At 63.6% G+C, this 22,385-nt stretch carries 20 protein-coding genes; 14 read left to right on the forward strand and 6 right to left on the reverse strand.

Annotated features, from left to right (window positions below; genetic code table 11):
* The first annotated feature begins 72 nt into the window (after positions 1-72).
* From QTH87_RS22055 to QTH87_RS22080, 6 genes are read left to right on the forward strand one after another with little or no spacing between them, the layout of a single operon-like run.
* Positions 73-525 (forward strand): MaoC family dehydratase, encoded by a 453-nt coding sequence (locus tag QTH87_RS22055; RefSeq protein WP_286612211.1) that lies wholly within the window; start codon positions 73-75, stop codon positions 523-525.
* Complete coding sequence (locus QTH87_RS22060; RefSeq protein WP_286612212.1) at positions 522-1,403, forward strand: HpcH/HpaI aldolase/citrate lyase family protein; 882 nt, start codon at positions 522-524, stop codon at positions 1,401-1,403. Before QTH87_RS22055 ends, QTH87_RS22060 begins: the two co-directional genes overlap by 4 nt.
* Positions 1,404-1,436: 33 nt before the next feature.
* Positions 1,437-2,603: an acyl-CoA dehydrogenase family protein gene (locus QTH87_RS22065; protein WP_286612213.1), complete on the forward strand. Its 1,167-nt coding sequence runs from the start codon at positions 1,437-1,439 to the stop codon at positions 2,601-2,603.
* 17 nt (positions 2,604-2,620) lie between these two features.
* Entirely contained in the window at positions 2,621-3,820 is a 1,200-nt protein-coding gene (locus tag QTH87_RS22070; protein WP_286612214.1) for an acyl-CoA dehydrogenase family protein, read from the forward strand.
* Between the two features lie 10 nt (positions 3,821-3,830).
* On the forward strand, positions 3,831-4,733 hold the full coding sequence (locus QTH87_RS22075; RefSeq protein WP_286612215.1) for an SDR family oxidoreductase: 903 nt from the start codon (positions 3,831-3,833) through the stop codon (positions 4,731-4,733).
* 27 nt (positions 4,734-4,760) lie between these two features.
* Positions 4,761-6,305 carry an AMP-binding protein gene (locus QTH87_RS22080; protein WP_286612216.1) on the forward strand — a complete coding sequence of 515 codons (1,545 nt, stop codon included), beginning with the start codon at positions 4,761-4,763 and terminating at the stop codon, positions 6,303-6,305.
* A 23-nt stretch (positions 6,306-6,328) separates the two neighbouring features.
* On the opposite strand, the gene QTH87_RS22085 is transcribed toward QTH87_RS22080, so the two are convergent.
* Both QTH87_RS22085 and QTH87_RS22090 read right to left on the reverse strand, forming a co-directional pair.
* Positions 6,329-7,972, reverse strand: a complete 1,644-nt coding sequence (locus tag QTH87_RS22085) for an AMP-binding protein (protein ID WP_286612217.1) — start codon at positions 7,970-7,972, stop codon at positions 6,329-6,331.
* A gap of 105 nt (positions 7,973-8,077) precedes the next feature.
* Positions 8,078-9,064 carry a DMT family transporter gene (locus QTH87_RS22090; protein WP_286612218.1) on the reverse strand — a complete coding sequence of 329 codons (987 nt, stop codon included), beginning with the start codon at positions 9,062-9,064 and terminating at the stop codon, positions 8,078-8,080.
* Between the two features lie 35 nt (positions 9,065-9,099).
* Between QTH87_RS22090 and QTH87_RS22095 the strand changes: the two genes are divergently transcribed.
* Both QTH87_RS22095 and QTH87_RS22100 read left to right on the forward strand, forming a co-directional pair.
* Positions 9,100-9,849: an electron transfer flavoprotein subunit beta/FixA family protein gene (locus tag QTH87_RS22095; RefSeq protein WP_286612219.1), complete on the forward strand. Its 750-nt coding sequence runs from the start codon at positions 9,100-9,102 to the stop codon at positions 9,847-9,849.
* A gap of 23 nt (positions 9,850-9,872) precedes the next feature.
* Positions 9,873-10,808, forward strand: a complete 936-nt coding sequence (locus QTH87_RS22100; protein ID WP_286612220.1) for an electron transfer flavoprotein subunit alpha/FixB family protein — start codon at positions 9,873-9,875, stop codon at positions 10,806-10,808.
* Between the two features lie 881 nt (positions 10,809-11,689).
* On the opposite strand, the gene QTH87_RS22105 is transcribed toward QTH87_RS22100, so the two are convergent.
* The 3 genes from QTH87_RS22105 to QTH87_RS22115 form a co-directional block, all read right to left on the reverse strand.
* The gene (locus tag QTH87_RS22105; protein WP_286612221.1) at positions 11,690-12,589 is read right to left on the reverse strand and encodes a PaaI family thioesterase; all 900 of its coding nucleotides are present in this window, start codon (positions 12,587-12,589) and stop codon (positions 11,690-11,692) included.
* A complete protein-coding gene (locus QTH87_RS22110) occupies positions 12,586-13,722 on the reverse strand; it encodes an acyl-CoA dehydrogenase family protein (RefSeq protein ID WP_286612222.1) in 1,137 nt (378 codons plus the stop codon). The genes QTH87_RS22105 and QTH87_RS22110 overlap by 4 nt, the downstream gene beginning before the upstream one ends.
* Before the next feature lie 111 nt (positions 13,723-13,833).
* Positions 13,834-15,045, reverse strand: a complete 1,212-nt coding sequence (locus QTH87_RS22115) for a CaiB/BaiF CoA transferase family protein (protein ID WP_286612223.1) — start codon at positions 15,043-15,045, stop codon at positions 13,834-13,836.
* A 196-nt stretch (positions 15,046-15,241) separates the two neighbouring features.
* On the opposite strand from QTH87_RS22115, the gene QTH87_RS22120 reads away from it, so the two are divergent.
* Complete coding sequence (locus QTH87_RS22120) at positions 15,242-15,970, forward strand: FadR/GntR family transcriptional regulator (RefSeq protein ID WP_286612224.1); 729 nt, start codon at positions 15,242-15,244, stop codon at positions 15,968-15,970.
* Here the strand turns inward: QTH87_RS22120 and QTH87_RS22125 are convergent, their stop codons facing one another.
* Positions 15,971-17,074, reverse strand: coding sequence for a CaiB/BaiF CoA transferase family protein (locus tag QTH87_RS22125; protein ID WP_286612225.1), 1,104 nt, complete (start codon positions 17,072-17,074; stop codon positions 15,971-15,973).
* An 86-nt stretch (positions 17,075-17,160) separates the two neighbouring features.
* Between QTH87_RS22125 and QTH87_RS22130 the strand changes: the two genes are divergently transcribed.
* The 5 genes from QTH87_RS22130 (at position 17,161) to QTH87_RS22150 (ending at position 22,378) form a co-directional block, all read left to right on the forward strand.
* Positions 17,161-18,015 carry an IclR family transcriptional regulator gene (locus QTH87_RS22130; RefSeq protein WP_286612226.1) on the forward strand — a complete coding sequence of 285 codons (855 nt, stop codon included), beginning with the start codon at positions 17,161-17,163 and terminating at the stop codon, positions 18,013-18,015.
* 90 nt (positions 18,016-18,105) lie between these two features.
* Positions 18,106-19,317 (forward strand): CaiB/BaiF CoA transferase family protein, encoded by a 1,212-nt coding sequence (locus QTH87_RS22135; RefSeq protein ID WP_286612227.1) that lies wholly within the window; start codon positions 18,106-18,108, stop codon positions 19,315-19,317.
* Positions 19,318-19,332: 15 nt separating this feature from the next.
* On the forward strand, positions 19,333-20,112 hold the full coding sequence (locus QTH87_RS22140; protein ID WP_286612228.1) for an NUDIX hydrolase: 780 nt from the start codon (positions 19,333-19,335) through the stop codon (positions 20,110-20,112).
* Between the two features lie 113 nt (positions 20,113-20,225).
* Complete coding sequence (locus QTH87_RS22145; protein ID WP_286612229.1) at positions 20,226-21,179, forward strand: Bug family tripartite tricarboxylate transporter substrate binding protein; 954 nt, start codon at positions 20,226-20,228, stop codon at positions 21,177-21,179.
* Positions 21,176-22,378 carry a CaiB/BaiF CoA transferase family protein gene (locus QTH87_RS22150; RefSeq protein WP_286612230.1) on the forward strand — a complete coding sequence of 401 codons (1,203 nt, stop codon included), beginning with the start codon at positions 21,176-21,178 and terminating at the stop codon, positions 22,376-22,378. The genes QTH87_RS22145 and QTH87_RS22150 overlap by 4 nt, the downstream gene beginning before the upstream one ends.
* Positions 22,379-22,385: the final 7 nt, after the last annotated feature.

A 22,385-nucleotide genomic window follows, 5' to 3' on the forward strand; every position in this document is an offset into this window, starting at 1 on the left:
GTTGGTATAGTACACATGCGTACCATGCACATCCATACGCTGAAGCAACTTTCTATTTAAGAGGTAACCCCGATGGCAGGCCGATGGTTTGAGGAATTCGAAGTGGGGCAGTCCTTCGATCATGAGATCCGTCGGACCGTCATCGAGGCCGACAACATGTGGTTCAGCAACGCCACCTGCAATCCAGCGGCTATCCACATCGACTCAGAGTACTGCAAGAACACGGAGTTCGGCCGTCCATTGGTCAACAGCATATTCACCCTCGGCCTCGTCATCGGTCTCTCGGTACAGGAGACCACGCTCGGCACCACAGTCGCCAATCTCGGCATGACCGACACACGCTTTCCGAGTCCGGTGTTTGCGGGTGACACGATCCGCTCCCGCACGACGGTCAAGTCGGTACGCGAAAGCAAGTCTCGCCCGAACGCCGGAATCGTGACCTTTCTCCATCAGGGGCTGAATCAGCGCGACGAGGAAGTGTGCGTGTGCACGCGCCAAGCCCTCATGCTTCGCAAGCCAGAATGAAGACGATCAAGCTCCGCTCGATGCTCTTCGTGCCCGCGGACAGCGAACGCAAGCTGACGAAGTCGATCGGCAGCGTGGCCGATGCATTGATCCTCGACCTCGAAGACTCGGTCGCCGATTCGCGAAAGATAGGTGCTCGCACTACTGCCGCGGACTTCATTGCTTCACGGGCATCGGAGGTCAGTGCCAGCCTCTTCGTTCGCATCAATCCGCTCGACACCCTGCTGGCGATGGGCGATCTTGCTTCAATCGTCGTTCCCGGGCTGGCAGGCATCATGCTGCCGAAGACACACACTGCTGCCGACATCGACCGATTGGGGCACTGCCTTGACGCCCTCGAGGCACGCGCCGGCATCGAACCCGGTACCGTACGGATCGTTCCGGTCGCCACCGAGACCCCGCAGGCCATGCTGACGATGCAGAGTTTCGCGGCTCGGCTGAGCGAGCGCCTCGCGGGCATCACATGGGGCGCTGAGGATCTCTCGGCAGCCATCGGCGCAGTTTCCAATCGCGACGACGATGGCACCCTTTCGCCGCTCTATGCATGGGCCAACTCACTGTGTCTCTGCGCCGCCGCATCCTCCCGGGTGCCAGCAATTGATACGCTCTATGCAGACTTCCGCGACCCCGCCGGCCTTGCCGCAGCCTGTCGCGCTTCGCGTCGAAGAGGCTTTCGCGGCCGCATTGCGATCCACCCAGACCAGGTCGGCATCATAAACGAAGCCTATTCGCCGACGGAGACGGAGATCGCGCACGCACGCCGAATTGTTGACGCCTTCGAGGCGGCGCCTGAGGCAGGCACGCTGAGCATTGACGGCGTGATGCTCGACAAGCCGCATCTGACGCAAGCGCTCGAGACATTGAAGATGGCTTCCTAGACGGCCGCCAACACCAGTATTACGGAGACCCCTATGGATTTCTCAATCACAGAAGATCATCGCGCGATTCGCGACGGCGTGAGTACGGTCGTACGATCGTTCGACGATGAGTACTGGCTCGCGCGAGACGACGACGGCGAGTTCCCGCGCGCCTTTCATCGGGCCATGGCCGATGCTGGTTGGCTCGGCATCACAATGCCTCCAGAATACGGCGGTGCCGGGCTCGGTGTGACAGAAGCGGTGATCATGCTGCACGAAGTCGCGAGCCACGGCGGCGGAATGGCTGCAGCATCGACGGTGCATATCAATCTCTTCGGCCCGCATCCGATCGTGGTGTTCGGCACCGCTGAACAGCGCCAGCGGTGGCTGCCCCGGTTGGTCGAAGGCAAAGACCAATGCTGCTTCGGCTTCACCGAACCCGACGCCGGGCTCAACACGACAGCGATCAAGACCTTCGCGCAGAAGGTGCCAGGCGGCTATTTGGTACACGGTCAGAAGGTCTGGACCTCGACCGCGCAGGTGGCCAACAAGATCATGCTGCTGACGCGCACCACCAAGCTTGAAGATTGCAAGAGGCCTACCGACGGCATCACGATCTTCTACACCGACCTGGACCGCAGCAAGATCGAGGTGCATCGCATCCCCAAGATGGGGCGCAAGGCGGTCGACTCGAACTCGATCTTCATCGACGGCCTGTTCATTCCTGATGAGGACCGCGTCGGCGAGGAAGGAAAGGGCTTCTCGTACATCCTGCACAGCCTCAATCCGGAGCGCCTGCTCGTAGCGGCCGAAGCCGTGGCGATCGGTCAGGACGCCTTGCGCAGAGCCTCCAAATACGCCCGCGAGCGGGTTGTCTTCGATCGTCCCATCGGACAGAACCAGGGTATCCAGCATCCCCTGGCCGAGCGATGGATGGCGCTGGAGGCCGCGTGGGCCATGGTGATGAAGGGCGCGTGGCTCTACGACCAGCACCAGCCCTGTGGTGCAGAAGCCAACGCCGCCAAATTTCTCGGTGCACGTGCGGGTTTTGATTCGTGCATGCAGGCCGTGCTGACCCACGGTGGCTTCGGGTACGCGAAGGAATACCACGTCGAACGCCTGTTGCGCGAAGTCACGGTGACGCGCATCGCTCCCGTGACTGAGCAACTGATTCTGTCGTTCATCGCCGAGAAGGTACTGGACCTTCCCAAGTCCTACTAATCACAAGGGAGCCAAACGTGTTCAAACGAAAACTGTTTAACGAAGACCATGATGGATTCCGCAGCATGGTGCGTCGATTCATCGAGAACGAGATCGCACCTTGTCATGCCGCATGGGAAGAGTCTGGCGTCGTGCCACGAGAACTTTGGCTGAAGGCCGGCGCGGCGGGCATGTTGTGCTGCACCGTGCCAGAGCAGTACGGCGGGGCCGGCGCGGACTACCTGTTCGATGTGGTGGTGTTCGAGGAAATGGCGCGCTCGGGCTTCACCGGGCCGGGCTTCATGATCCACTGCGATCTGGTCGCGACTTACATCGCCAGCTTCGGCAGTGAGGCGCAGAAGAAGAAGTGGCTTCCACTGATGGTGGCCGGCGAGGCCATCGGCTCGCTCGGCATGACCGAGCCCCATGCTGGATCGGATCTCAAGGCGATTCGGACCAAGGCGGTGCGCGATGGTGATGACTTTGTCATCTCTGGCCAAAAGGTCTTCATCTCGAACGGGCAGCTTTGCGATGTGATCGTACTGGCGACAAAGACAGATTCGACTGCTGGTGCCAAGGGCGTTACCCTGTTCCTCGTCGACACCAGTCTGCCCGGCTTCCGCCGCGGAAAGAACCTGCACAAGCTCGGCATGAAGGCGCAGGACACCTCCGAACTTTTCTTCGACGAAGTCCGCGTACCGGCCAGTTCTATGCTCGGCGAAGAGGGGCGCGGCTTCGAACTGATGATGACCAAGCTCGCGCAGGAGCGGCTCGCGCAAGCCATCCGTTCTGCCACGGTGGCCGAAACGGTTATCGACTGGACAATCGAGTACACCGGCAACCGAAAGGCTTTCGGCAAGACAATCGGGGACTTCCAGAACACCCAGTTCAAGCTAGCAGAGCTGAAGACGGAGGCAGTCGTCGGGCGGCAGTTCACCGACAAGTGCATCGAGAACTTCATGAACGGCGAACTCAACGCGGTCGACGCCGCAATGGCCAAGATGTGGCTCAGCAACATGCACTGCAAGGTCGTCGATGAATGTCTGCAACTTTTTGGCGGCTGGGGCTACATGTGGGAATATCCAATAGCGCGCGCCTATGCCGATGCACGCATCGTCAAAATTGCTGGCGGATCAATCGAGGTGATGAAGCACATCATTGGTCGCCAGCTCTTCGCCGAATTCCGCCCGGGCAAGGACGCCGCGGTCAACGGCGTCGCAGGCATCAACCCCGTATAGGAGACTCTCAGTGACACTTTCCACCTTCCGGCCCGACGTACTGGCGGGCAAGCGGATTCTTATCACCGGCGGGGGCACCGGCCTCGGCAAGGAGTTGGCGCGGCACTTCGCCGCCCACGGTGCCGCGGTGCATATCTGCGGTCGCCGCGAAGCAGTCTTGCAGGCGGCGGTGGCCGAGTTGAACGAGACGGCGCATCATGGCGGAAGCGCCGAGTATCACATCTGCGATGTGCGCGATGCCGATCAGATCGAGGCGATGGTCGATCGCATCTGGGCTGGCGGCGCGTTGACAGGCCTGGTGAACAATGCAGCCGCCAACTTCATTTCGCCATCCATCGACATCAGCCCCCGCGGCTTTGCCGCAGTGCGCTCCACCGTGATGGATGGTGCCCTCTTTGCGACCTTGGCCTGCGGAAGGCGCTGGATTGCGCAGGGCCTGCCAGGCTCCGTCGTGAGCATGCTTGTCACGTGGGTCTGGACAGGCTCCGCCTATGTGCTGCCGTCGGTGATGGCCAAGACCGCCGTGCATGCGATGACCATGTCCCTCGCCGTCGAATGGGGCGCGAAAAACATACGGGTCAATGCAGTCGCTCCCGGCCCATTTCCGACGGAAAGCGCGTGGGAGAAGCTGGCACCCATTCCCAAGGCCAATGTGGGCGCTGCGTCGGCGGACGAAGTGCCCATGCAGCGCTTCGGTCGCATGCCCGAGCTGTGCAACTTGCTCACCTTTTTGCAGGCCGACGGTTGCGAATATCTTACCGGACAGAACATCGCCATCGACGGCGGCCATCACCTCGCTGCTCCGAGCACGTTTGCGGCGCTGGGCAAACTGACTCCCGAGGACTGGTCCGAAGCGAAGACCCTCGTACGCGGCCGCGCCGAACAGGAAAAGGCGCAGCGCAGCGCGGGTTGACTCCCATGGCCGAAACGGGGGGGTGCGGTGCGTGACCTGCGACGCAATGCGCACGGAACGCCAGACCGCGCCGCGATCGTCTGCGGCGACGAGACATGGAGCTACGCGGCGCTTGAGGCGACAAGCAACCGGATGGCGGCGGTGCTGCGCAGCCTGGGTGCGGTGCGCGGCGATCACGTTGCCTCGCTGATCGGCAACCGGGCGGAGGCCGTGGCCCTGGGATGGGCTGCGTGGCGTTCGGGCGTCTACTTGACGCCGATGCCGACTGGCCTCACGGTGCGCGAACTGCACTACCTGGTAGAGGATTGCGATGCGAAAGTCGTGGTCGCCGACGCCATCTTGGCAGACGTGGCAGTGGAACTCCCAGCCCTGTCGAGAACGGAGATTTCGTGGCTCTCGCTACGCGGCCCGATTCCAGGGTTCGTTGCGATGGAGACGCTCCTGTCGCAGGCCTCACCAAAGTCCCGTGCCGATGAAACCCCGGGCGCGCTGATGGTGTACACCTCTGGCACGACAGGGGCGCCCAAAGGCGTGTTCCGTCCGTTGCTCCCAGCCGACTATCGCGGGACACCGCCGTTCGCGAAGGATCTGCTCTCGCTATTCGGACTCGACGACGCCAACGTTCGCTATTTATCGACCGCACCGCTGTACCATGCGGCCCCGCTGCGATTCGCACTTGCCGTCACCGCGGGCGGAGGCACGGTGTACGTGATGGAGCGGTTCGATGCGGATGAAGCGCTGAGGCTGCTGGAGCAGCACGCGATCACGCACAGCCAATGGGTGCCAGCGATGTTCCAGCGATTGCTCGACCTTCCCGTCGAGCGCCGCGCTGCGTTTGCCGCGCCGGCGCACCGATCCGCGATCCATGGAGCGGCGCCCTGCCCCGCCCCGGTCAAGAAATCCATGATCGAGTGGTGGGGCCCGATCGTGCGAGAGTACTACTCTGGCAGCGAAGGCGTCGGGCTGACCCTAATCGATTCGACCGAAGCACTCACCCATCCCGGGTCGGTGGGGCGGGCCCACAAAGGCATCCTGCACGTGACGGATGAGGCCGGCCATCTGTTGCCAGCCGGCGTCACGGGGTTGGTGTACTTTTCCGGCGTCGCGTCCTTCGCGTACTACAAAGCACCCGAGAAGACCGCCGCCCGCACCCTGCCGCACGGGTGGCAGACTTTCGGTGACGTCGGCCACGTCAACGAGGACGGGTATCTCTACCTCACTGATCGCCAGGATGACATGATCATTTCTGGTGGCGTCAACGTGTACCCGCAGGAGATCGAGGCGGCGATCCTGAGCGTCAAGGGCGTTTGGGATTGCGCAGTGGTCGGGGTCCCGGACGAGCGCTTCGGTGAACGGCCTGTAGCTTTTGTAGTGCCTGCACGAGGCACCGCCACCAGCGGTCCGGACACATTGATCGCCTCAGTGCGTTCGCACTGCGAGTCGCACCTCGGCCGTATCAAAAGACCTTCAGATTTCCGAGTCGTCGAGAGCCTGCCCCGTTCGCCCACGGGCAAACTCCTGCGCCGGCGGCTCCGCGAGTGGCTAGCCCAGCCCGACCGCCCAGCGAGCTGAACGTCGAATGTCGGGCTGACCGCTCAGGACGGCCTGGAGGTGAGTTCGCTGGCGCGATCGCGTAGCTTGAATTTTTGGACCTTTCCGCTAGCGGTCTTCGGAAGATCGTCACAGATGACCAGCTTCTCGGGCCAATACTGCTTGGCGGTCTGCGAAGTTTGCATGTATCGGGTCAGCTCGTCCATGTCGAGCGTCTGGCCGGGCTTGGTCACGACGAACGCACACGCACGCTCGCCGAGCCGATCATCCGGGTAGCCGACGATTGCGGCCACCGCGACAGCGGGATGGCGATGCAGGAGCGCCTCAATCTCGAAAACAGGGATGTTTTCTCCACCGCGGATGATGATGTCCTTGCTTCGCCCGTTAATCCGGATGTAGCCCTCGTCATTCACCACGTAAGCGAGATCTCCAGTGTCGAACCAGCCCTCTGCATCGACGGAGTTGAGGTCTGGGCGCTTCAGATACCCAGCGAACAGCGAGCTTCCGCGAAACAATAGACGCCCCGTAGTGCCGACGGGAGCCGACTTGCGGTCTTCATCAACCACCTTAACTTCGACTCCACGGACCGCGCGGCCATCCGCAGTGGCCGATAGGTCACTCGCGCGCTCAATCTGCGTCAGAGTTCCTGCGACGACCTCGGTCATGCCCCAGATGGAACAGACGGTTAGCTTCATTGCCTTGGCCGCACGCTCGATCAGCACTGGGGGAATGGGAGCGCCAGCACAACCGAACAACCGGAAATCAGGCGCACCTGGATCGCCTGCCTCCACCGCGCCAACCAGATCTGAAAGGAATGGTGTCGCAGCCGAGCTGTAACTCACATTCTCGCTACGCATAAGTTCGAGTGCAGCGCGAACCTCCCAGACATCCATCAGCACGACCGTGGCGCCAAGAATGAGCGGCATGGTGGTGAGATACGCATAGCCCATCAGATGACCGACGGGAGATGCTGCGAGGACGACATCGTCCGGAGTGAGTCGCAGATCCTCGATTGAGGTGAACAGGGTTGATAGCAGCGTGTTGGAGGTGTGCATAACACCTTTAGGTGCACCGGTGGTGCCGGAGCTGAACATCAGCAGCGCCACATCGTCCGGCTCGAGCAACGCATCGGCGAGACTGGGTGCCTCCCGATCTGATCCCGACAGCAAGACCTCCTCGAATCCATCGGGGCCGTCCTCGCCCACGACAACAAGACGCGTTAGATGTGGCAGTTTCGGGAGCATGCCGCGTGCCATGGCAGCATGGTCATGCCCACGATAGTTGGCTGGGACGATCAGAACCTTCGCCTCGCAGAACTCCAGCATGTAGACGAGCTCTCGCTCACGGAGAATGGGCATCAGAGGGTTCGCGACTGCACCGATACGCGCAACCGCTAGCATCGTCACGACAAACTGCCAGACATTGGGCAACTGCATCGAAACGACGTCGCCCCGCCCCACGCCGAGCGCGCGTAGATTCGACGCGGCCTGCGCCGCCAAGGCATCCAACTCGCGATAGGTGATGCGGCGCGCCATCCCTCCGCCCTGGACGTGCCCGACAAGCGCTGTCTTGTCTGGCGTAACCGCCAGCACTTTGGCCAGACAATCGTTGATGGTCATGTCCTTCCACCATCCCTGCGCGCGCATGGCCTGGGCACGGGACTGAAGAAGTGAGGTTTCGAAAGTCATGCGGTCTCTCTTTCCGGAAAGCGAATTGAGGGTTGCTTCAACAGTCGTACAGTAGCGCACGATCTGCATGAGGATCTATTGGGATTACCCTGATGTCTCGGCATTTCAAGCGCGGCTGTACGTCCCAAGGGCCGTTCCGGCGATGACCGCCACCAGACCCACACCGTGCCAGGCGGTCAAAGTCTCGCCGAGCAAGAGTGCCGCGAAGCCCACCCCAAACACAGGCACCCAGTAGAACCACAGTGACACCCGCGCCACGCCAAGCCTCGCGATGGCATGGTTCCATGCCAAATTGCCAAAAGTCGTAGCGATCAAGGAAGAGAACAGCACCAGCATCAGTGGCCAGAATCCAGGCACCCAGGCCTTGACATTGGTTGCCGCGCCGACGAAGGCCGTATGCATGGCGAGCATCAGAGTGCCGCACGCGTAGATCATCGCACTCGCGTGTAGCGCGTCTGTCTCTCTCGCGAGGCGCTGGACGAGAACGCCGCCCACCGCGAAAGTGACGACCGATGCAACCACCATCGCGTCGCCGAGACCCGCCTCCGCCACCCTAGCACCAGGAGATTGAAGAACGACGATCAGGACGCCGCCGAAGCCGAGCGCCACGCCTGCGATTCGCAGATACCCAAGGCGATCACGCAACACGAGAGCGGCCATCAACGACGATACCAACGGGCTCAATGCAATCGCGACCGACGCGTTGGTGGCCGTCGTGCGGAAAAGGCCTGCAGAAAGTAGTATCTGGTTCAAGTAGACCATCAGCACCGCGCAGGCAATCACTGTTGCCAACTGATTGCGCGTCATTCGCGTACGCGGTCGCGTCCCATGCTGCCTCCAAAGCATAAGTCCCATGAAAACTGCAGCGATGCCGGCCCGTTCCGTCGCCATTACCGCCGGGTCATAGTAAGAGGCAATGGTCTTCATCGCCGTCATATTCAACCCCCAGAGCGCCGTGACAAGAAGCAGAAGAGCTGCGAGCCGGCGGCCTTCGGCCTGCGTAGGCCTGCCGTGGGACGGCATCATGGCCGCCGAAGCCTGCAGGTTGATTGCCTCATTGCCTTCATGTCGTACGGTAGTGTACAGTCTCAATCGTTACTGTCTACCAAAAGATCCGGAGCCAACCAATGAAGATTCTTGTTCCCGTCAAGCGGGTCGTCGACTACAACGTCAAGGTTCGCGTCAAGTCCGATGGCACGGGCGTCGATTTCGCCAACGTCAAGATGAGCATGAACCCCTTCGACGAGATCGCTGTCGAAGAAGCGGTTCGTCTAAAGGAAAAGGGCGTGGCCACCGAGATCATCGCGGTCTCGTGCGGCGACGCGAAGTGCCAGGAAACCCTGCGCACCGCGATGGCCATCGGCGCCGATCGCGGCATCCTGGTCGAGTCCACCGAAGAGCTGCAGCCGCTGGCCGTGGCCAAGCTGCTCAAGGCGCTGGTCGACAAGGAGCAGCCCTCGCTGATCATCCTCGGCAAGCAGGCGATCGACGACGACGCCAACCAGACGGGCCAGATGCTGGCCGCGCTCGCCGACCTGCCGCAAGCCACCTTCGCCTCGAAGGTGGAAGTGGCGGGCGACAAGGTCAGCGTCACGCGTGAAGTGGACGGCGGCCTCGAGACCATCTCGCTGAGCGTGCCGGCCGTCATCACGACCGACCTGCGGCTGAACGAGCCGCGCTACGTCACGCTGCCCAACATCATGAAGGCCAAGAAGAAGCAGCTCAACGTCGTGAAGCCCGAGGACCTGGGCGTGGACGTAAAGCCGCGCCTGAAGACGTTGAAGGTGTCGGAGCCGCCGAAGCGCGGAGCCGGCATCAAGGTGGCCGATGTGGCCGCCCTCGTCGACAAGCTGAAGAACGAAGCCAAGGTCATCTGAGACTCCGAAGAAGGAATACCAACATGACCGTCCTCGTCATCGCAGAACACGACCACGCCACCCTCAAGCCGGCGACCCTCAACACCGTGACCGCGGGCATCGCCTGCGCGAGCGGCGACGTCCACGTGCTGGTGGCCGGTGCCAACGCCGCCGAGGCCGCCAAGGCTGCCGCGCAGGTCGCAGGCGTGGCCAAGGTGATCGTCGCCGACAGCCCGAGCCTGGCCGAGAACCTGGCCGAGAACGTGGCCGCGCAGGTGCTCGCCATCGCGAAGAACTACAGCCACATCCTGTTCCCCTCGACCGCCAACGGCAAGAACGTGGCGCCGCGCGTGGCGGCCTTGCTCGACGTGGCGCAGATCAGCGACGTCACCAAGGTCGACAGCCCCGACACCTTCGAGCGTCCGATCTACGCGGGCAACGCCATCGCCATCGTGCAGAGCAGCGATGCGATCAAGGTGATCACGGTGCGCACCACCGGCTTCGACGCCGCGGCTGCCACCGGCGGCAGCGCCGCGACCGAGACGGTCGACGGCGTCGCCGACAGCGGCAAGTCGAGCTTCGTGGGCCGCGAGGTCACCAAGAGCGACCGCCCTGAGCTCACCGCCGCCAAGATCATCGTCTCGGGTGGCCGGGCCCTGGGCAGCGCCGAGAAGTTCACCGAAGTCATGACGCCGCTGGCCGACAAGCTCAACGCGGGCCTCGGTGCCAGCCGCGCCGCAGTGGACGCGGGCTACGCACCGAACGACTGGCAGGTGGGCCAGACCGGCAAGATCGTGGCGCCGCAGCTCTACATCGCGGCCGGCATCTCGGGTGCGATCCAGCATCTGGCCGGCATGAAGGATTCGAAGGTCATCGTCGCGATCAACAAGGACGAAGAGGCGCCGATCTTCTCGGTGGCCGACTACGGCCTGGTGGCCGACCTGTTCGTGGCGGTACCTGAACTGGTCAAGGTGATCTGACACTTTGAGGATCCATCCAGAGCAAACCAATGGCCGAGAAGGAACTGAGTTCTCCCTTTTTGGCGCGTAGGCTGTACCGCCTTACTACTAGCGAACTCCCATGTTGGCTCATTTCGCCAGCAAGAGTGAAATTAAGGCTACTCGGGGACCTCCGATCCTTACGGGAGGGCAGGGTCCGAAACGCCGGCATCGAGTCCACTGTGTATGGAGGAATCTCGTCGTCAGATGATCGAGCTGGCCCATGCCGGCCGCATGCCGACGCAGCTCGCGCGCCAATTCGGCTGCTCTGCCCAGAGCATCTCCACTGGATGACGGCTGCCGCCGCCGACAGTGGTAAGGCGCAAGGCGACTTTCCGGCTCGCTCGGCAACAACGGCGATGCGTGCCTTTTGCACGTCTTACACTCGAATCGTGGTGGTGGAAACGGGGGCGCACAGGAACTTTCAAGACAAGAAGCACCGTAGCCATTCGTGCTATGAATTGATCGAGCGCAGTGGTCTCAGATCAGGCTTACTTCGAGATAGCAACCTCTGCGCGAGCGCTCCGCCGTTGCTGAGAAACAGGCACTATCTTCATCCCCACTAAGACCGGTCGAGATGCGAGATCACGCAGTTCTGCGAGAGCTATGCTTCAACGACAGCCGCGATCCGCCTGGTCGATGTATATCTCTTGGAGAGCGGAAAGGCGTCCCCTCGGCCGAGGCAAGCGATCTCCGAAGTAGCCCTTTGTCTGGGGGCGTGCCAGGCATCTAGGTGCGCGGGTCTGTCGTGCGCTCCGGGTATGTCGATTTCCGGACGGCGAGAAGAGCTTCGGCGCAGCGGCACCCGACCTCCTCGGCGTCGGGCTGTTAGTCATGTGCGCGATTTCGGCGCAAGCGAAGGTTCAGTCTCCTATCGCGACGACGCATTCGGCGCGCGCCACCGGGCGCGCCAAATCGCCTTGGTGCGCGATTGCCGTCAGCACGTCGATGCGCGCACCGCTCTTTACAATGTCTGCGGCGACGCTGGTCGCGCTGGCGCCCGCTGCGCGAAGGAACTGGACCGCGACGCTCAGCAAGCGACGTGGTCTGGCGGCATCGAGTGCGAGCCGCCGCGATGTATGAAGCGAGGTCGCACCCAACGCCGCCGCCGTGCTGCCGCCATGAAGCGAAGGCAGCGACTGCGCTCCGACCAGGGCCTCGCGAAAGGGCATCGTCGTACCGAGGTCGGAATGCTGCAGGCCCAGCAACGCGGCGAAGCCGCCCGCCTCCAGAAGGGCGTGGGTTTGAGGCGGGGGCGCAATAGAGAGCGCAGCTCCCGTCTTTGCCGCACCGGGATGCGAGCCCTTGGCATAGGCCGAACTTGCAAAGGCTAGTGCGGCACCTGTGGAGGCGCATCGCGCCTCGGCACGCGTCAGCGCCCAGCCCGCGTCGGACCAGACGGTCCACGCCTCGCACATAACGTCATTGCCGTCGGTGGGCTGGTCTGCGAACTCGACGCGAAGGTCCACGGTGGCAATGAGTTGCGCCTGCATCAACCCTGCATACACGCCGGCGCTGCAGGCATGATCCAGAGCGCCCAGGATGGCCAGGGGATCGACAGCCCTGCGACGCACATCCAGCACGCTCTCGCCGAAGGGAAGGAGGATGGAGATTCGGCCATTCGCCTGGCCATTCCACCGCAGGTCCAGCGCACGCGGATAGGCCATGGAACGCAGGTGCAGCGCCGGGTCGCCTGCGGGATAGAAGCCACCGTGCTCCGGCAGTCGCGCCGGATCGTCGATAGGGACGCGCCCCGCCGTCATTTCAGAATGTGCTTGGCGATCATGTTGCGCTGAATCTCCGAAGCGCCTTCATAGATGCGCAGCACACGAAGATCGCGGAACACCCGCTCGACGACCATGCCCTTGATGTAGCCCGCGCCACCGAAGACCTGCAACGCCTTGTCCGCAGTCCTGTTCGCGGTCTCGGTGCAGAACACCTTCACGTAGGCGGATTTGAGACGCACATCCTGGTCGTGCTGTACGCCAAAGGCAGCTTCGAGCAGAAGCAGACGCGCGATGTGCTGCTCCATGGTCATGTCGGCCAGCATATGTTGAATCACCTGGTGGCTCGCGAGCGGAACGCCGAAGGTGAAGCGCTCCTTGGCGTAGCGCAGCGCATGCTCCAGGGCGATATCGCCGCCGCCGAGCGCCTGACACCCTACGTTCACGCGTGCTTCACTGAGCCCCTCGAGCGCATAGTAGAAGCCACGGCCCTCTTCGCCGAGCAGGTTCTCCGCAGGAATTTCGCAGTCGTCGAATGACAGTTCGAACAGGCCGTCGACCATCCACCCCATGGTCTTCATCGGGGCACTGATGGCAAAGCCCTTGGTCGATGGCTCGATGATGAATGCGGAGACGCCGTCGCGTCCCTTCGACTTGTCGGTCTTGGCGAACACGACGATGATGTCCGCCTTGTTCGCATTGGAGATGAAGGTCTTGGTCCCGTTCAGGATCCACTTGTCACCCTTGCGGACGGCCGTGGTCTTCATGGCGTTCACGTCGGAACCGCCACCCGGCTCCGTGAGGGCAAAGCAGACGCGCTTCGTGCCGGCAGCAATCCCCGGCAGCCACTTGTCCTTCTGCGCCGGCGTGCCATGCCGGATGAGCGCATGCGGCGTCGGTCCGACGGCCGAACGGATCAATGGCCAGAACTGCGGCGGCATGCGCGCAAGTTCCAGTTGAACGGTCACGCTCGTGATCTTGTCGACATTGGTGCCGCCGTACTCCTCCGGAATCGTGAGGCCGTAGTAGCCCATCTTCATCAGGGTCTCGTCGACGATCGGCGGCACCTCGTTCGTTTCCTGGAATCTGGGCTCGTGCAACAGGAGATCGTCGACGACCTCACGCGTCGATTGCTGCATGGCGATCGTATCGGGAGAAAGGTTGAAGTCCATTTTGAATGCTATAAGTTGAAGAGATGAAATGAAGCCTATTGGGTCACCCTATAATGAAGACGAGCTGCATCCCCTGGTAGCGTGAAAACCCTCGTCCTGGGTGGCCCGCCGTCAGGCGACGACGGCCACGGGATCAAAGGTCCCCGCGACACCCTCCGCGACCAGGCGCTCGACGTCGGACGAATCCTTGCCAAGCAGCCTTTCGAGCACTTCCCGCGTGTGCTCGCCCAGCCGCGGAACCTTCGGCACGATCACCGGCCGCGCGGGCTCGCCATTGAGGCGGAACGGAAGGCTCGCGATGGCATAGTCCCCCGCTCCATCACGCGCCGTGCCGAAGAACTCGCGCTGCGCCAGTTGTCGATTGCCGAGCGCATCTGCGACCGTGGCGTGCCGCGAGGCGGGAACGCCGGCCTTGTCGAGTCTGGCCAGGCATTCGACACTCGACAGCAGGCTCGACCAGGCCTCGACTTCGCCAATGAGGATGTCCCAGTTGACGACGCGGTCGAGAGGGTCTGCGAAGCGCGGATCGCTCCTGAGCTCCGGCCTTCCAATTCCCACGCACAGGTCGACGAAGTTCTTGGGCGTGATGGGCGTGACGATGATGTAGCCGTCTGCCGCCTTGATCGGCCGGTACTGTGCACGGCGGGCATCCTCGGGAAACTGGGCCTGCACGATTTCGAGCGGCATGAGCGTAAGCATGCCTTCCATCAGCGAAAGGTCGACGTGTTGTCCACGGCCGGAGCCCTGGCGCGCGAGGAGCGCCGTCTGGATCGCCATGGTGGCGAAGCTCCCCGCCAGCACGTCGGCAATCTGCACCCCGCATGTCGGGGGCTGCGACTGGTTGGGCTGAGAGGCCCGCCAGGCCTCGTCGAAGCCGCTGGTGGCATGCACGATGGCGGCGTACGCCGGGCTTTCGGCCAGCGGTCCGTCCTGACCGTAGCCGGATATCGAACAGTAGATCAATGAAGGGCATTGCTCCTTCAGCGACTCATGGTCGAGACCGAATCTCGCCATCACGCCCGGTCGGAAGCCCTCCAGGAGCACATCGCTCTTGGCAGCGAGCGAACGCACGATGTCCGCGGCCTCCGGCTTCTTGAGATCGAGCACGATGCTGCGTTTGCCGCAGTTCACGTGACCGAAGTAGGCGCTGTGCTCGTTGCGCAACGGTGGCCGGTTGCGCATGGGGTCGCCTTCCGGCGACTCGATCTTGATGACATCGGCGCCGAGGTCCGCAAGCCAGCGCCCGCAGTACGGCCCCGCAAGCATGTTCGAAAAGTCGAGAACGCGAAGCCCTGAGAGCGGTTTGGGGGCAGTGTCAGTCATAAGGGTTGCAAGGGGTATGCGACGGGCCGTGGTCGGAAGAGAATGCAGTGTCTGTATTTGGGTGATCCATTTTAGGAGATGCACTGTCCGATGTCCATCAAAGGCGCTCGCATCGACCGAGATGCGGGAAAATGCCTACTTTGCTTCATTCGGGACAAGGAACCTCATGCCTCGCGCATTGAAATTCGGAAAGATCGTGGACGACGCCAACCCGTCCCAGAATCTCGTGGAGCAGGTGCGCGTCAAGATCGCCAAGGGGCTGCTGAAGGAAGGAGATCGATTGCCCACGGAGCGCGAGTTTGCCGAGCAGCTCGAACTGAGCCGGAACACGGTCCGCAAGGCCATGGCATCGCTGGTTCAGCTCGGCCTCGTGACCGTGCGCAAGGGTGCGTCCGGCGGCGCCTTCATCAGCCTCGGCGGCAGCCAGACGATCCGCACGGCGATGCGAGATCTCTATCATCTCGGAGGCATCAGCTCGGATGAACTGGCCGAGGCAAGGCTGGTCTTGAGCCAATCCGTCGTGCGGCTGGCCTGCCAGCGCCGCACCGACGCCGACCTCGTGACGCTCGAGAGGAATGTGGCCAATGCCGAGGCCGCCATAGCGCGTGGCGACATCGCAAGCCGGATGAAGATCAACATCGACTTCTACGTGTTGCTTGGCGTCGCGTCCAAGAACCAGGTCCTGACCCTGCTGATGGATTCCGTGGGCCAGAGCCTGATCCAGTTCGTGCGCTCCGCGGGACTTCTCGAGCCGAAGGACATCATGCCGGTGCGCCACCGGATCATCGAATGCCTGCGAGACAGGGACCAGTCGGGTGCGGTCGAGGCCATCACCACCCACTTGCAGACCACCAAGGACCTCTACACCAAGCCGGCAGCCAGACGCGCGATCAAGCTGCCCGCCTCGGCGGACGCGCGGGGCTAGCTAGCGCCAACGCTTCGAGACATCCCCCATCGGCACGACTTCGAGCGGCGCAGGCCCCTGGATCATCGAGGGCGTGCGCGAGAAGCGCGGCGCGGGCGCAGGCTGGTTCACGCCGGCGACCGTGACGAAAGAGCGGCGCGCGACATTGTGCGGATGCGTCGAGGCCCGGCTCAACGGCAATACTTCGGCAAAGCAGGCATCCGTTCCGCTCAACACGCGCACCCATTCGGCCTGCGTACGCGACTTGAACAAGCGCGCGAGCGCATCGCGCATCTCCGGCCAGCGCGACCTGTCGTTCTGCGCATCATGCAGGGCGGGAGGCAGCTCTGCGCGGCGACAGAATTCCGCGAAGAACTGAGGCTCGATAGCGCCGATCGACACGTGCTCGCCGTCCAGCGTCTCGTAGGCGCCATACCACGGCGTGCCCCCGTCGAGCAGGTTGGCTCCTCGGACCTCGTCGAAAGCTCCGCGCAGGGAGCGGCCGGCGGTGGCAGCCATCATGTTGATGACTCCGTCCGTGATGGCGGCATCCACGACCTGCCCCCGGCCGGAGCGACGCGACTCGTGCAGCGCAGCCAGAATTCCCACCAGCAGGTAGAGACTTCCCCCCCCGTAGTCGCCTACGAGATTCATGGGGGGAACCGGACCGCTGTCGGCCGTCCCGATGGCATGCAGAGCACCGGTGACTGCGATGTAGTTGATGTCGTGGCCCGCAGATCTGGCAAGCGGGCCTTCCTGGCCCCAACCGGTCATTCGCGCATAGATCAGTCGCGGGTTGCTCGCGCCGACGTCGAGCGGTCCCAGGCCTAGACGCTCCATGACGCCGGGCCGAAAGCCCTCCACGAGCACGTCGGCCTTGTCGAGCAGGGCCAGGGTTTCCCCCCGCGCCGCCGGGTCCTTGAGGTCGGCCGTGACCACGGTCCTGCCGCGCCCGACGATCTGGGTTGGGTCCGCTGGCTTCCTGTCCGGCCGGTCGATGGTGACCACGTCGGCGCCCATGTCGGACAACTGCATGCACGCGAACGGCGCCGGGCCGATGCCAGCGAACTCGATCACGCGGAGTCCCGCAAGCGGGCCCGAGGCCGTTCCAATGGATGTCGTCATAGTTCGGCGAGTCTAGGTTCGAGACAGGTTGTCACCCATAATCTTCGCCAGCGTTCCGCAGAGCGGAAAACGCCGGAGGCAACCAGATGGACAAAGACCCGGATTTCGTGACCTCGCTCGCGCGCGGCCTCAGTATCCTCACCTGCTTTCAGGCCAGCGACGCCGAACTGGGCAACGGCGAGATCGCCGAACGAGCCGGCCTGCCGCCAGCCACCGTCGCCCGTCTCACCTACACGCTCACGCAGCTCGGCTACCTGCGCAGCATCCCGCTGCGCCGCAAATACGCACTGAGCGCGAACGTGCTATCCATCGGCTATCCGGTCCTCGCGGCACTGCCCGAGCGCGAGCTGGCACGCATCCACATCAAGCATCTCGCCGACGTGACCGGCGGCTCGGTCTGCCTCGCAATCTGCGAGGGTCTGCAGGCGGTGTATATCGAAGCCTCGCGAGGCGCCGAAGCCGGCCAGTTCCCCGACATCGGCACGCACCGCCATGTGCTGGACAGCTCTGTCGGCCGCGCGCTCTTCGTGACGATGGATGCCGCCCTGCAGCAATCGGTGCTGAATCAGCTGTGTCTCATCAGCCCGCAGCGTGCCGACGAGTTGCGCACGGCGGCCCAGACAGCGCTGAGTGACTATCAGCGCTTCGGCATGTGCCGCTCCGAAAACCTGGCCATCAAGGGGTGGTCGGGCGTCGCGATGCCGATCAAGGGGCTGGCGGGACGCAAGCTGGCGCTCAGCCTCGGCCTGCGCTCCGAGACCCTCGAGGAAGACTCGAGCCTGCGAAGCGCCGGACTCGCGCTGGCTGCAGCGGCGTCGCGCATCAGCGAGGCGTTCCGCGCGGTGAATGCGAGCGGCAGAAAGCCGGAAGCCCCTGGCGCTTCCGCCATGCGGAAGACTTCCGAGCATCGGATTGAGCACGCCCCCTCGCGGATAACGTGAGCGCATGACAAGGTCCTGCCGGCACGAGGTGCGCGCGGTGTCGCGCGCCCGGCCAGGACTGGCGCGCGATATTCACTCAAGAGGATTTTCATGACCGAAGCAACCGGCCCGCTCAAGGGCCTGCGCGTTCTCGAGTTGGGCCACTACGTCTCTGCACCTTTCTGCACGCGGCTGCTTGGCGATCTCGGCGCCGAGATCATCAAGGTCGAGGCGCCCGGCTCCGGCGATCCCATGAGAGCCAACGGAAAGCAGATCAACGGGCGCGCGCTGTGGTGGTCCTCGCTGAACCGGAACAAGAAGCTGATCACGCTGGACCTGCGACAAAGGGCTGGCCAGGAGATCGCCCTGCAGCTGGCCGAACGCGTCGATGTGGTGGTTGAGAATTTCCGTGCGGGTCAGCTTGAAAAGTGGAATCTCGGCTGGGACGTCCTGCAGCAGATCAATCCGCGGGCGATCCTGGTTCGGATATCGGGATTCGGCCAGGACGGCCCGTACAGCGATCGGGTCTGCTTCGCACCAATCGCCGAGGCAGTGAGCGGCATGACCTATGTCACCGGCGGCGTCGGAGGCACGGCCCCTGTTCGTCCCAACATCAGCCTGGGCGACAGCGTGACTGGCTTGAACGCCTTCGGCATGCTGCTGGCGGCCATCTACGAACGAGATGTCGGGGGCACGGGCCGAGGGCGCTGCATCGACATCGCGATGTTCGAAAGCCTCTTTGCGATGATGGATGCGGCGGTGACCGAGTATGGTGCGCTGGGCGCCATCCGCGAGCCGAGCGCGAACACCGTCGTGTTCAGTCCTTCGGGCTCCTTCATGGGCCGCGACGGCGGGTGGGTCTACGTGACGGCCAGCGGAAACGCCGTCTTCTATCGCCTGGCCGCCGCCATCGGCAAGCCGGAGTTGATCAGTGATCCACGCTTCATCGAGAACGCCGGCCGCGTCGAGCATCGTGCCGCGCTGTCCACCATCATCAGCGAGTGGTCCGCACGACACGATGCTGGCGAGGTCGAGCGAATCCTGAACGCTGCCTCCGTGCCGGCCAGCAAGATCTTCTCGATGGCCGATTGCGCGGCCGATCCGCACTACGCTGCGCGTGGCACCGTGCTGAAGGTGGACGACCCGCATGCGGGTCCCTTGCTGCATCCACCCATTGCCGCGAGGTTCGACGCCAATGGCAGCCAGCCTGGTGTAGCCTGGACTGGCGGTGCGCTGGGCGAGCACAACCACGAGGTGTTCGCAGATCTGCTCGGCATGCCGGCCGACACGCTCGATGCCTTGAGGCGCGAGGCGGTCATCTGACCGGCGGACGAGACGATGACATCCCGGCTGAACTCCCTTGCTGATGCGGCGCCACGTTTGACTGCCACCGTCATGCTGCTGCGCGATGGCGATGCGGGGCTCGAGGTGCTGTTGCTCAAGCGGCACCTGCGCTCCGACGTGCACGGTGGTGTTCATGTGTTTCCGGGTGGCAAGGTCGATGAGACTGATGCAATGGCCGCGGCAACGCGATTCGGCGACGGCGTCTCGCTGCTTGCCGGGTTCGCAAGCGCCGCGCTGACGCCCGCGCGGGCCGCGATCCTCTACACGGCTGCCTTGCGCGAACTTCAGGAGGAATGCAATGTGTGCATCGAGGATGTCTCGGTCATGCATCCTCACTCGAGATGGATCACTCCCGCGCTGTCCACCTCGAGCAAGCGCTTCGACACCTGGTTCTTTGTCGCGCTGCTGCCGCACGGCGCGGTCGCGTGCCACGACGACTACGAAGCGGTGGAGAGCATCTGGCTCCGGCCTCGCGATGCCATCGGGATGTTCAGAGACGGTGCGATTCAACTCGCGCCACCGCAGATCATGAGTCTTGCGGCCCTTTCGCACCAAGTGTCGGCACGCGCTGCACTGGATTCGGCGCGCAGCTGCCGCCCGCCGCTGATCCAGCCCGAGCATGTGGGTACCGAAACGCAACGCATCATCGCGTTTCCAGGCGACATTGCGCATTCGGTGTCGACGCCTGCGCTGACGGGCCCGACGCGTCTCGTGCTTCGCAACGAGCGATACGAGCCCGAAGACGGCTTCGACGCCCTGCTGGGCCGAGGGTAAACCCTCCGATCGGGCGCTGCGCCTTCCGTCCTGCGGAAGAGCGCGATGGTTGCATCGACGGGCTCGCCGCCGCGGCGTAGCTTGGAGTCCCGCAACGCCAACCACAACGCCCAATGAGACAACATGTGACGGTCGCGCTCGCACTCCTGACCATCGCATGGGCTGCCCAGGCCCAGACCTTCCCGACCAGGCCGATCACGGTCGTCGTGCCGCAGCAGGCCGGCTCGTTCAGCGACAACGTGATCCGCCCCCTCCTGCCCGGATTGCAGGAACAACTCAACCAGACGGTGATCATCGACAACAAGGCCGGCGCCAACGGCATCATCGGCGCCGAGGCCGTCATGCGTGCCAAGCCCGACGGGTATACGGTGCTGCTGGCGGCCAGCTCGGTGTTCGTCACCAACGCCAACCTCTACAAGAAGCTCAGCTACGACCCCGTGAAGGACTTTCGATCGGTCGCCAGTCTGGGGCGCGTGTCGATGATGTACGTCACGCGACCGGATTTCCCCGCGAAGAGCGTCGAAGAGCTCGTGGCCTACGCCAAGGCACAGGACAAGCCGCTGGACATCGCCTATGGCTCATCGACCGCGCAGCTCGCCATCGCGCTGATCGGTTCCGTGTCCGGCGTCAAGTTCAACACCATTCCATACAAGGGCTCGCCGCAGCTCATGACGGACCTGCTGGGCGGCACCGTGCAGCTGGGCGTGGTCGATGCTGCCAGCGGCACGCCCTACGTGAAGTCCGGCAAGGTCCGCGCGCTCGCCACCACGGACACCATGCGCAGCCCGTTCCTGCCCGAGGTACCCGGTCTTGCGGAGCGCTATCCGGGTGCCTCGCTCGTGTCATGGAATGGCCTCGTCGTGCCAGCCGGCACGCCCGATGACGTCGTGCAGCGGCTCTACGAGGCCGTGCGAAAGGTCATCGATACGCCCGAGGTTGCCGCCCGCTACAACGCCGCTTCCGTCACACCATCGCTGTCCACGCCCGCCGAGCTGGACAAGACGATTCGCGAGGACATCGTACGCTGGGGCGCCCTGATGCGCACTGCCGGGATCGAGAAGGAATGAAGGGACCTCTTGCAGGACTTCGGGTCCTCGACCTCTCGGCGTTCCTCGCCGGACCCTGGGCCAGTACGCTGCTCGCCGACTTCGGCGCCGAAGTGATCAAGGTCGAGCTGCCTGCGTCGAGCGGTGCCGGCGACGCCATGCGTGCTTCGACCCCGCTGAAGGACGGTCATTCGCTGTGGTGGAAGACCCTGAATCGCAACAAGCGGGGCATCACGCTGGATGTTCGCCAGGCAGAGGGCCGTGCGCTGTTTCTTCGACTGCTGCCGCGCCACGATGTCCTGGTGGAAAACTTCCGGCCCGGCACGCTCGACAAGTGGGGCCTCGGAGCGGACGTGCTGCGTGCCGCCCACCCGCGCATCACCATCCTCCGGACCACCGGCTTCGGCCAAACCGGTCCCTACCGCTCGCGGCCGGGCTTCGGTCGCATGTTCGAGGCGATGTCGGGCTTCACGTACCTTTGCGGCAGCCCCGACGGACCGCCCATGCACCTGGGCTTTCCGGTCGGCGATGCGGTCGGAGGCCTGTTCGGTGCGCTCGGTATCCTGGCCGCGCTCTTCGAACTGAAGGGCAATCCCGCGCTGCAGGGCCAGGAGATCGATCTGTCGTGCACGGAGGCCATGTTCCGCATGGTCGAATTCCTCGCGGCCGAACACGCAGAGCTCGGCGTCGTGCGCGAGCGCACCGGCAACATCAGCCCCAACTCGGCGCCGAACAACATGTATGGCTGTTCAGACGGTCGATGGGTGAGCATGACGACGACCTCGGAAGTGAGCTTCGAACGACTGCTGCAAGCGATGGAAATGTCCGCACTGGTGCTGGACCCGCGGTTCGCCACTTCGAGCCAGCGCGTGGCGCACCGCGACGCGATCGATGCCATCGTGGAGCGGTGGGTCGGCGACCGCAGCTACGCCGAGGTGGCGAAGCTCTTCGATGCCTTCGACGTGGCGTACGCCCCCGTGTATTCGATCGCCGATGTGGCCGCGGATCCGCATTTCCTGGCGCGCCGGTCGATCGTTCGCGTCGACGACGAGGAGATAGGCTCCATGGCGATGCATGACGTGGTGCCGCGCTTCTCCCGCACACCGGGACAAGTGCGCAGCGCCGGTCCACGGCTCGGTGCCGACAACGAATCCGTGTTCGCGGAGATCGGCATATCGGCATCCGAGCTCGCCCGGCTGACCGAGCGAGGTGTCGTATGACGGCAGC

This window comes from Variovorax jilinensis (assembly GCF_030316885.1).
In the GTDB taxonomy this organism is placed as follows: domain Bacteria; phylum Pseudomonadota; class Gammaproteobacteria; order Burkholderiales; family Burkholderiaceae_C; genus Variovorax; species Variovorax jilinensis.

Coding starts and splice junctions, on each gene's coding strand:
- QTH87_RS22125 (WP_286612225.1), bottom strand. CDS start 17,074: ATGACGACATCCATTGGAACGGCCTCGGGCCCGCTTGCGGGACTCCGC.
- QTH87_RS22055 (WP_286612211.1), top strand. CDS start 73: ATGGCAGGCCGATGGTTTGAGGAATTCGAAGTGGGGCAGTCCTTCGAT.
- QTH87_RS22130 (WP_286612226.1), top strand. CDS start 17,161: ATGGACAAAGACCCGGATTTCGTGACCTCGCTCGCGCGCGGCCTCAGT.
- QTH87_RS22065 (WP_286612213.1), top strand. CDS start 1,437: ATGGATTTCTCAATCACAGAAGATCATCGCGCGATTCGCGACGGCGTG.
- QTH87_RS22060 (WP_286612212.1), top strand. CDS start 522: ATGAAGACGATCAAGCTCCGCTCGATGCTCTTCGTGCCCGCGGACAGC.
- QTH87_RS22135 (WP_286612227.1), top strand. CDS start 18,106: ATGACCGAAGCAACCGGCCCGCTCAAGGGCCTGCGCGTTCTCGAGTTG.
- QTH87_RS22100 (WP_286612220.1), top strand. CDS start 9,873: ATGACCGTCCTCGTCATCGCAGAACACGACCACGCCACCCTCAAGCCG.
- QTH87_RS22115 (WP_286612223.1), bottom strand. CDS start 15,045: ATGACTGACACTGCCCCCAAACCGCTCTCAGGGCTTCGCGTTCTCGAC.
- QTH87_RS22145 (WP_286612229.1), top strand. CDS start 20,226: ATGAGACAACATGTGACGGTCGCGCTCGCACTCCTGACCATCGCATGG.
- QTH87_RS22085 (WP_286612217.1), bottom strand. CDS start 7,972: ATGACTTTCGAAACCTCACTTCTTCAGTCCCGTGCCCAGGCCATGCGC.
- QTH87_RS22105 (WP_286612221.1), bottom strand. CDS start 12,589: ATGACGGCGGGGCGCGTCCCTATCGACGATCCGGCGCGACTGCCGGAG.
- QTH87_RS22140 (WP_286612228.1), top strand. CDS start 19,333: ATGACATCCCGGCTGAACTCCCTTGCTGATGCGGCGCCACGTTTGACT.
- QTH87_RS22110 (WP_286612222.1), bottom strand. CDS start 13,722: ATGGACTTCAACCTTTCTCCCGATACGATCGCCATGCAGCAATCGACG.
- QTH87_RS22150 (WP_286612230.1), top strand. CDS start 21,176: ATGAAGGGACCTCTTGCAGGACTTCGGGTCCTCGACCTCTCGGCGTTC.
- QTH87_RS22095 (WP_286612219.1), top strand. CDS start 9,100: ATGAAGATTCTTGTTCCCGTCAAGCGGGTCGTCGACTACAACGTCAAG.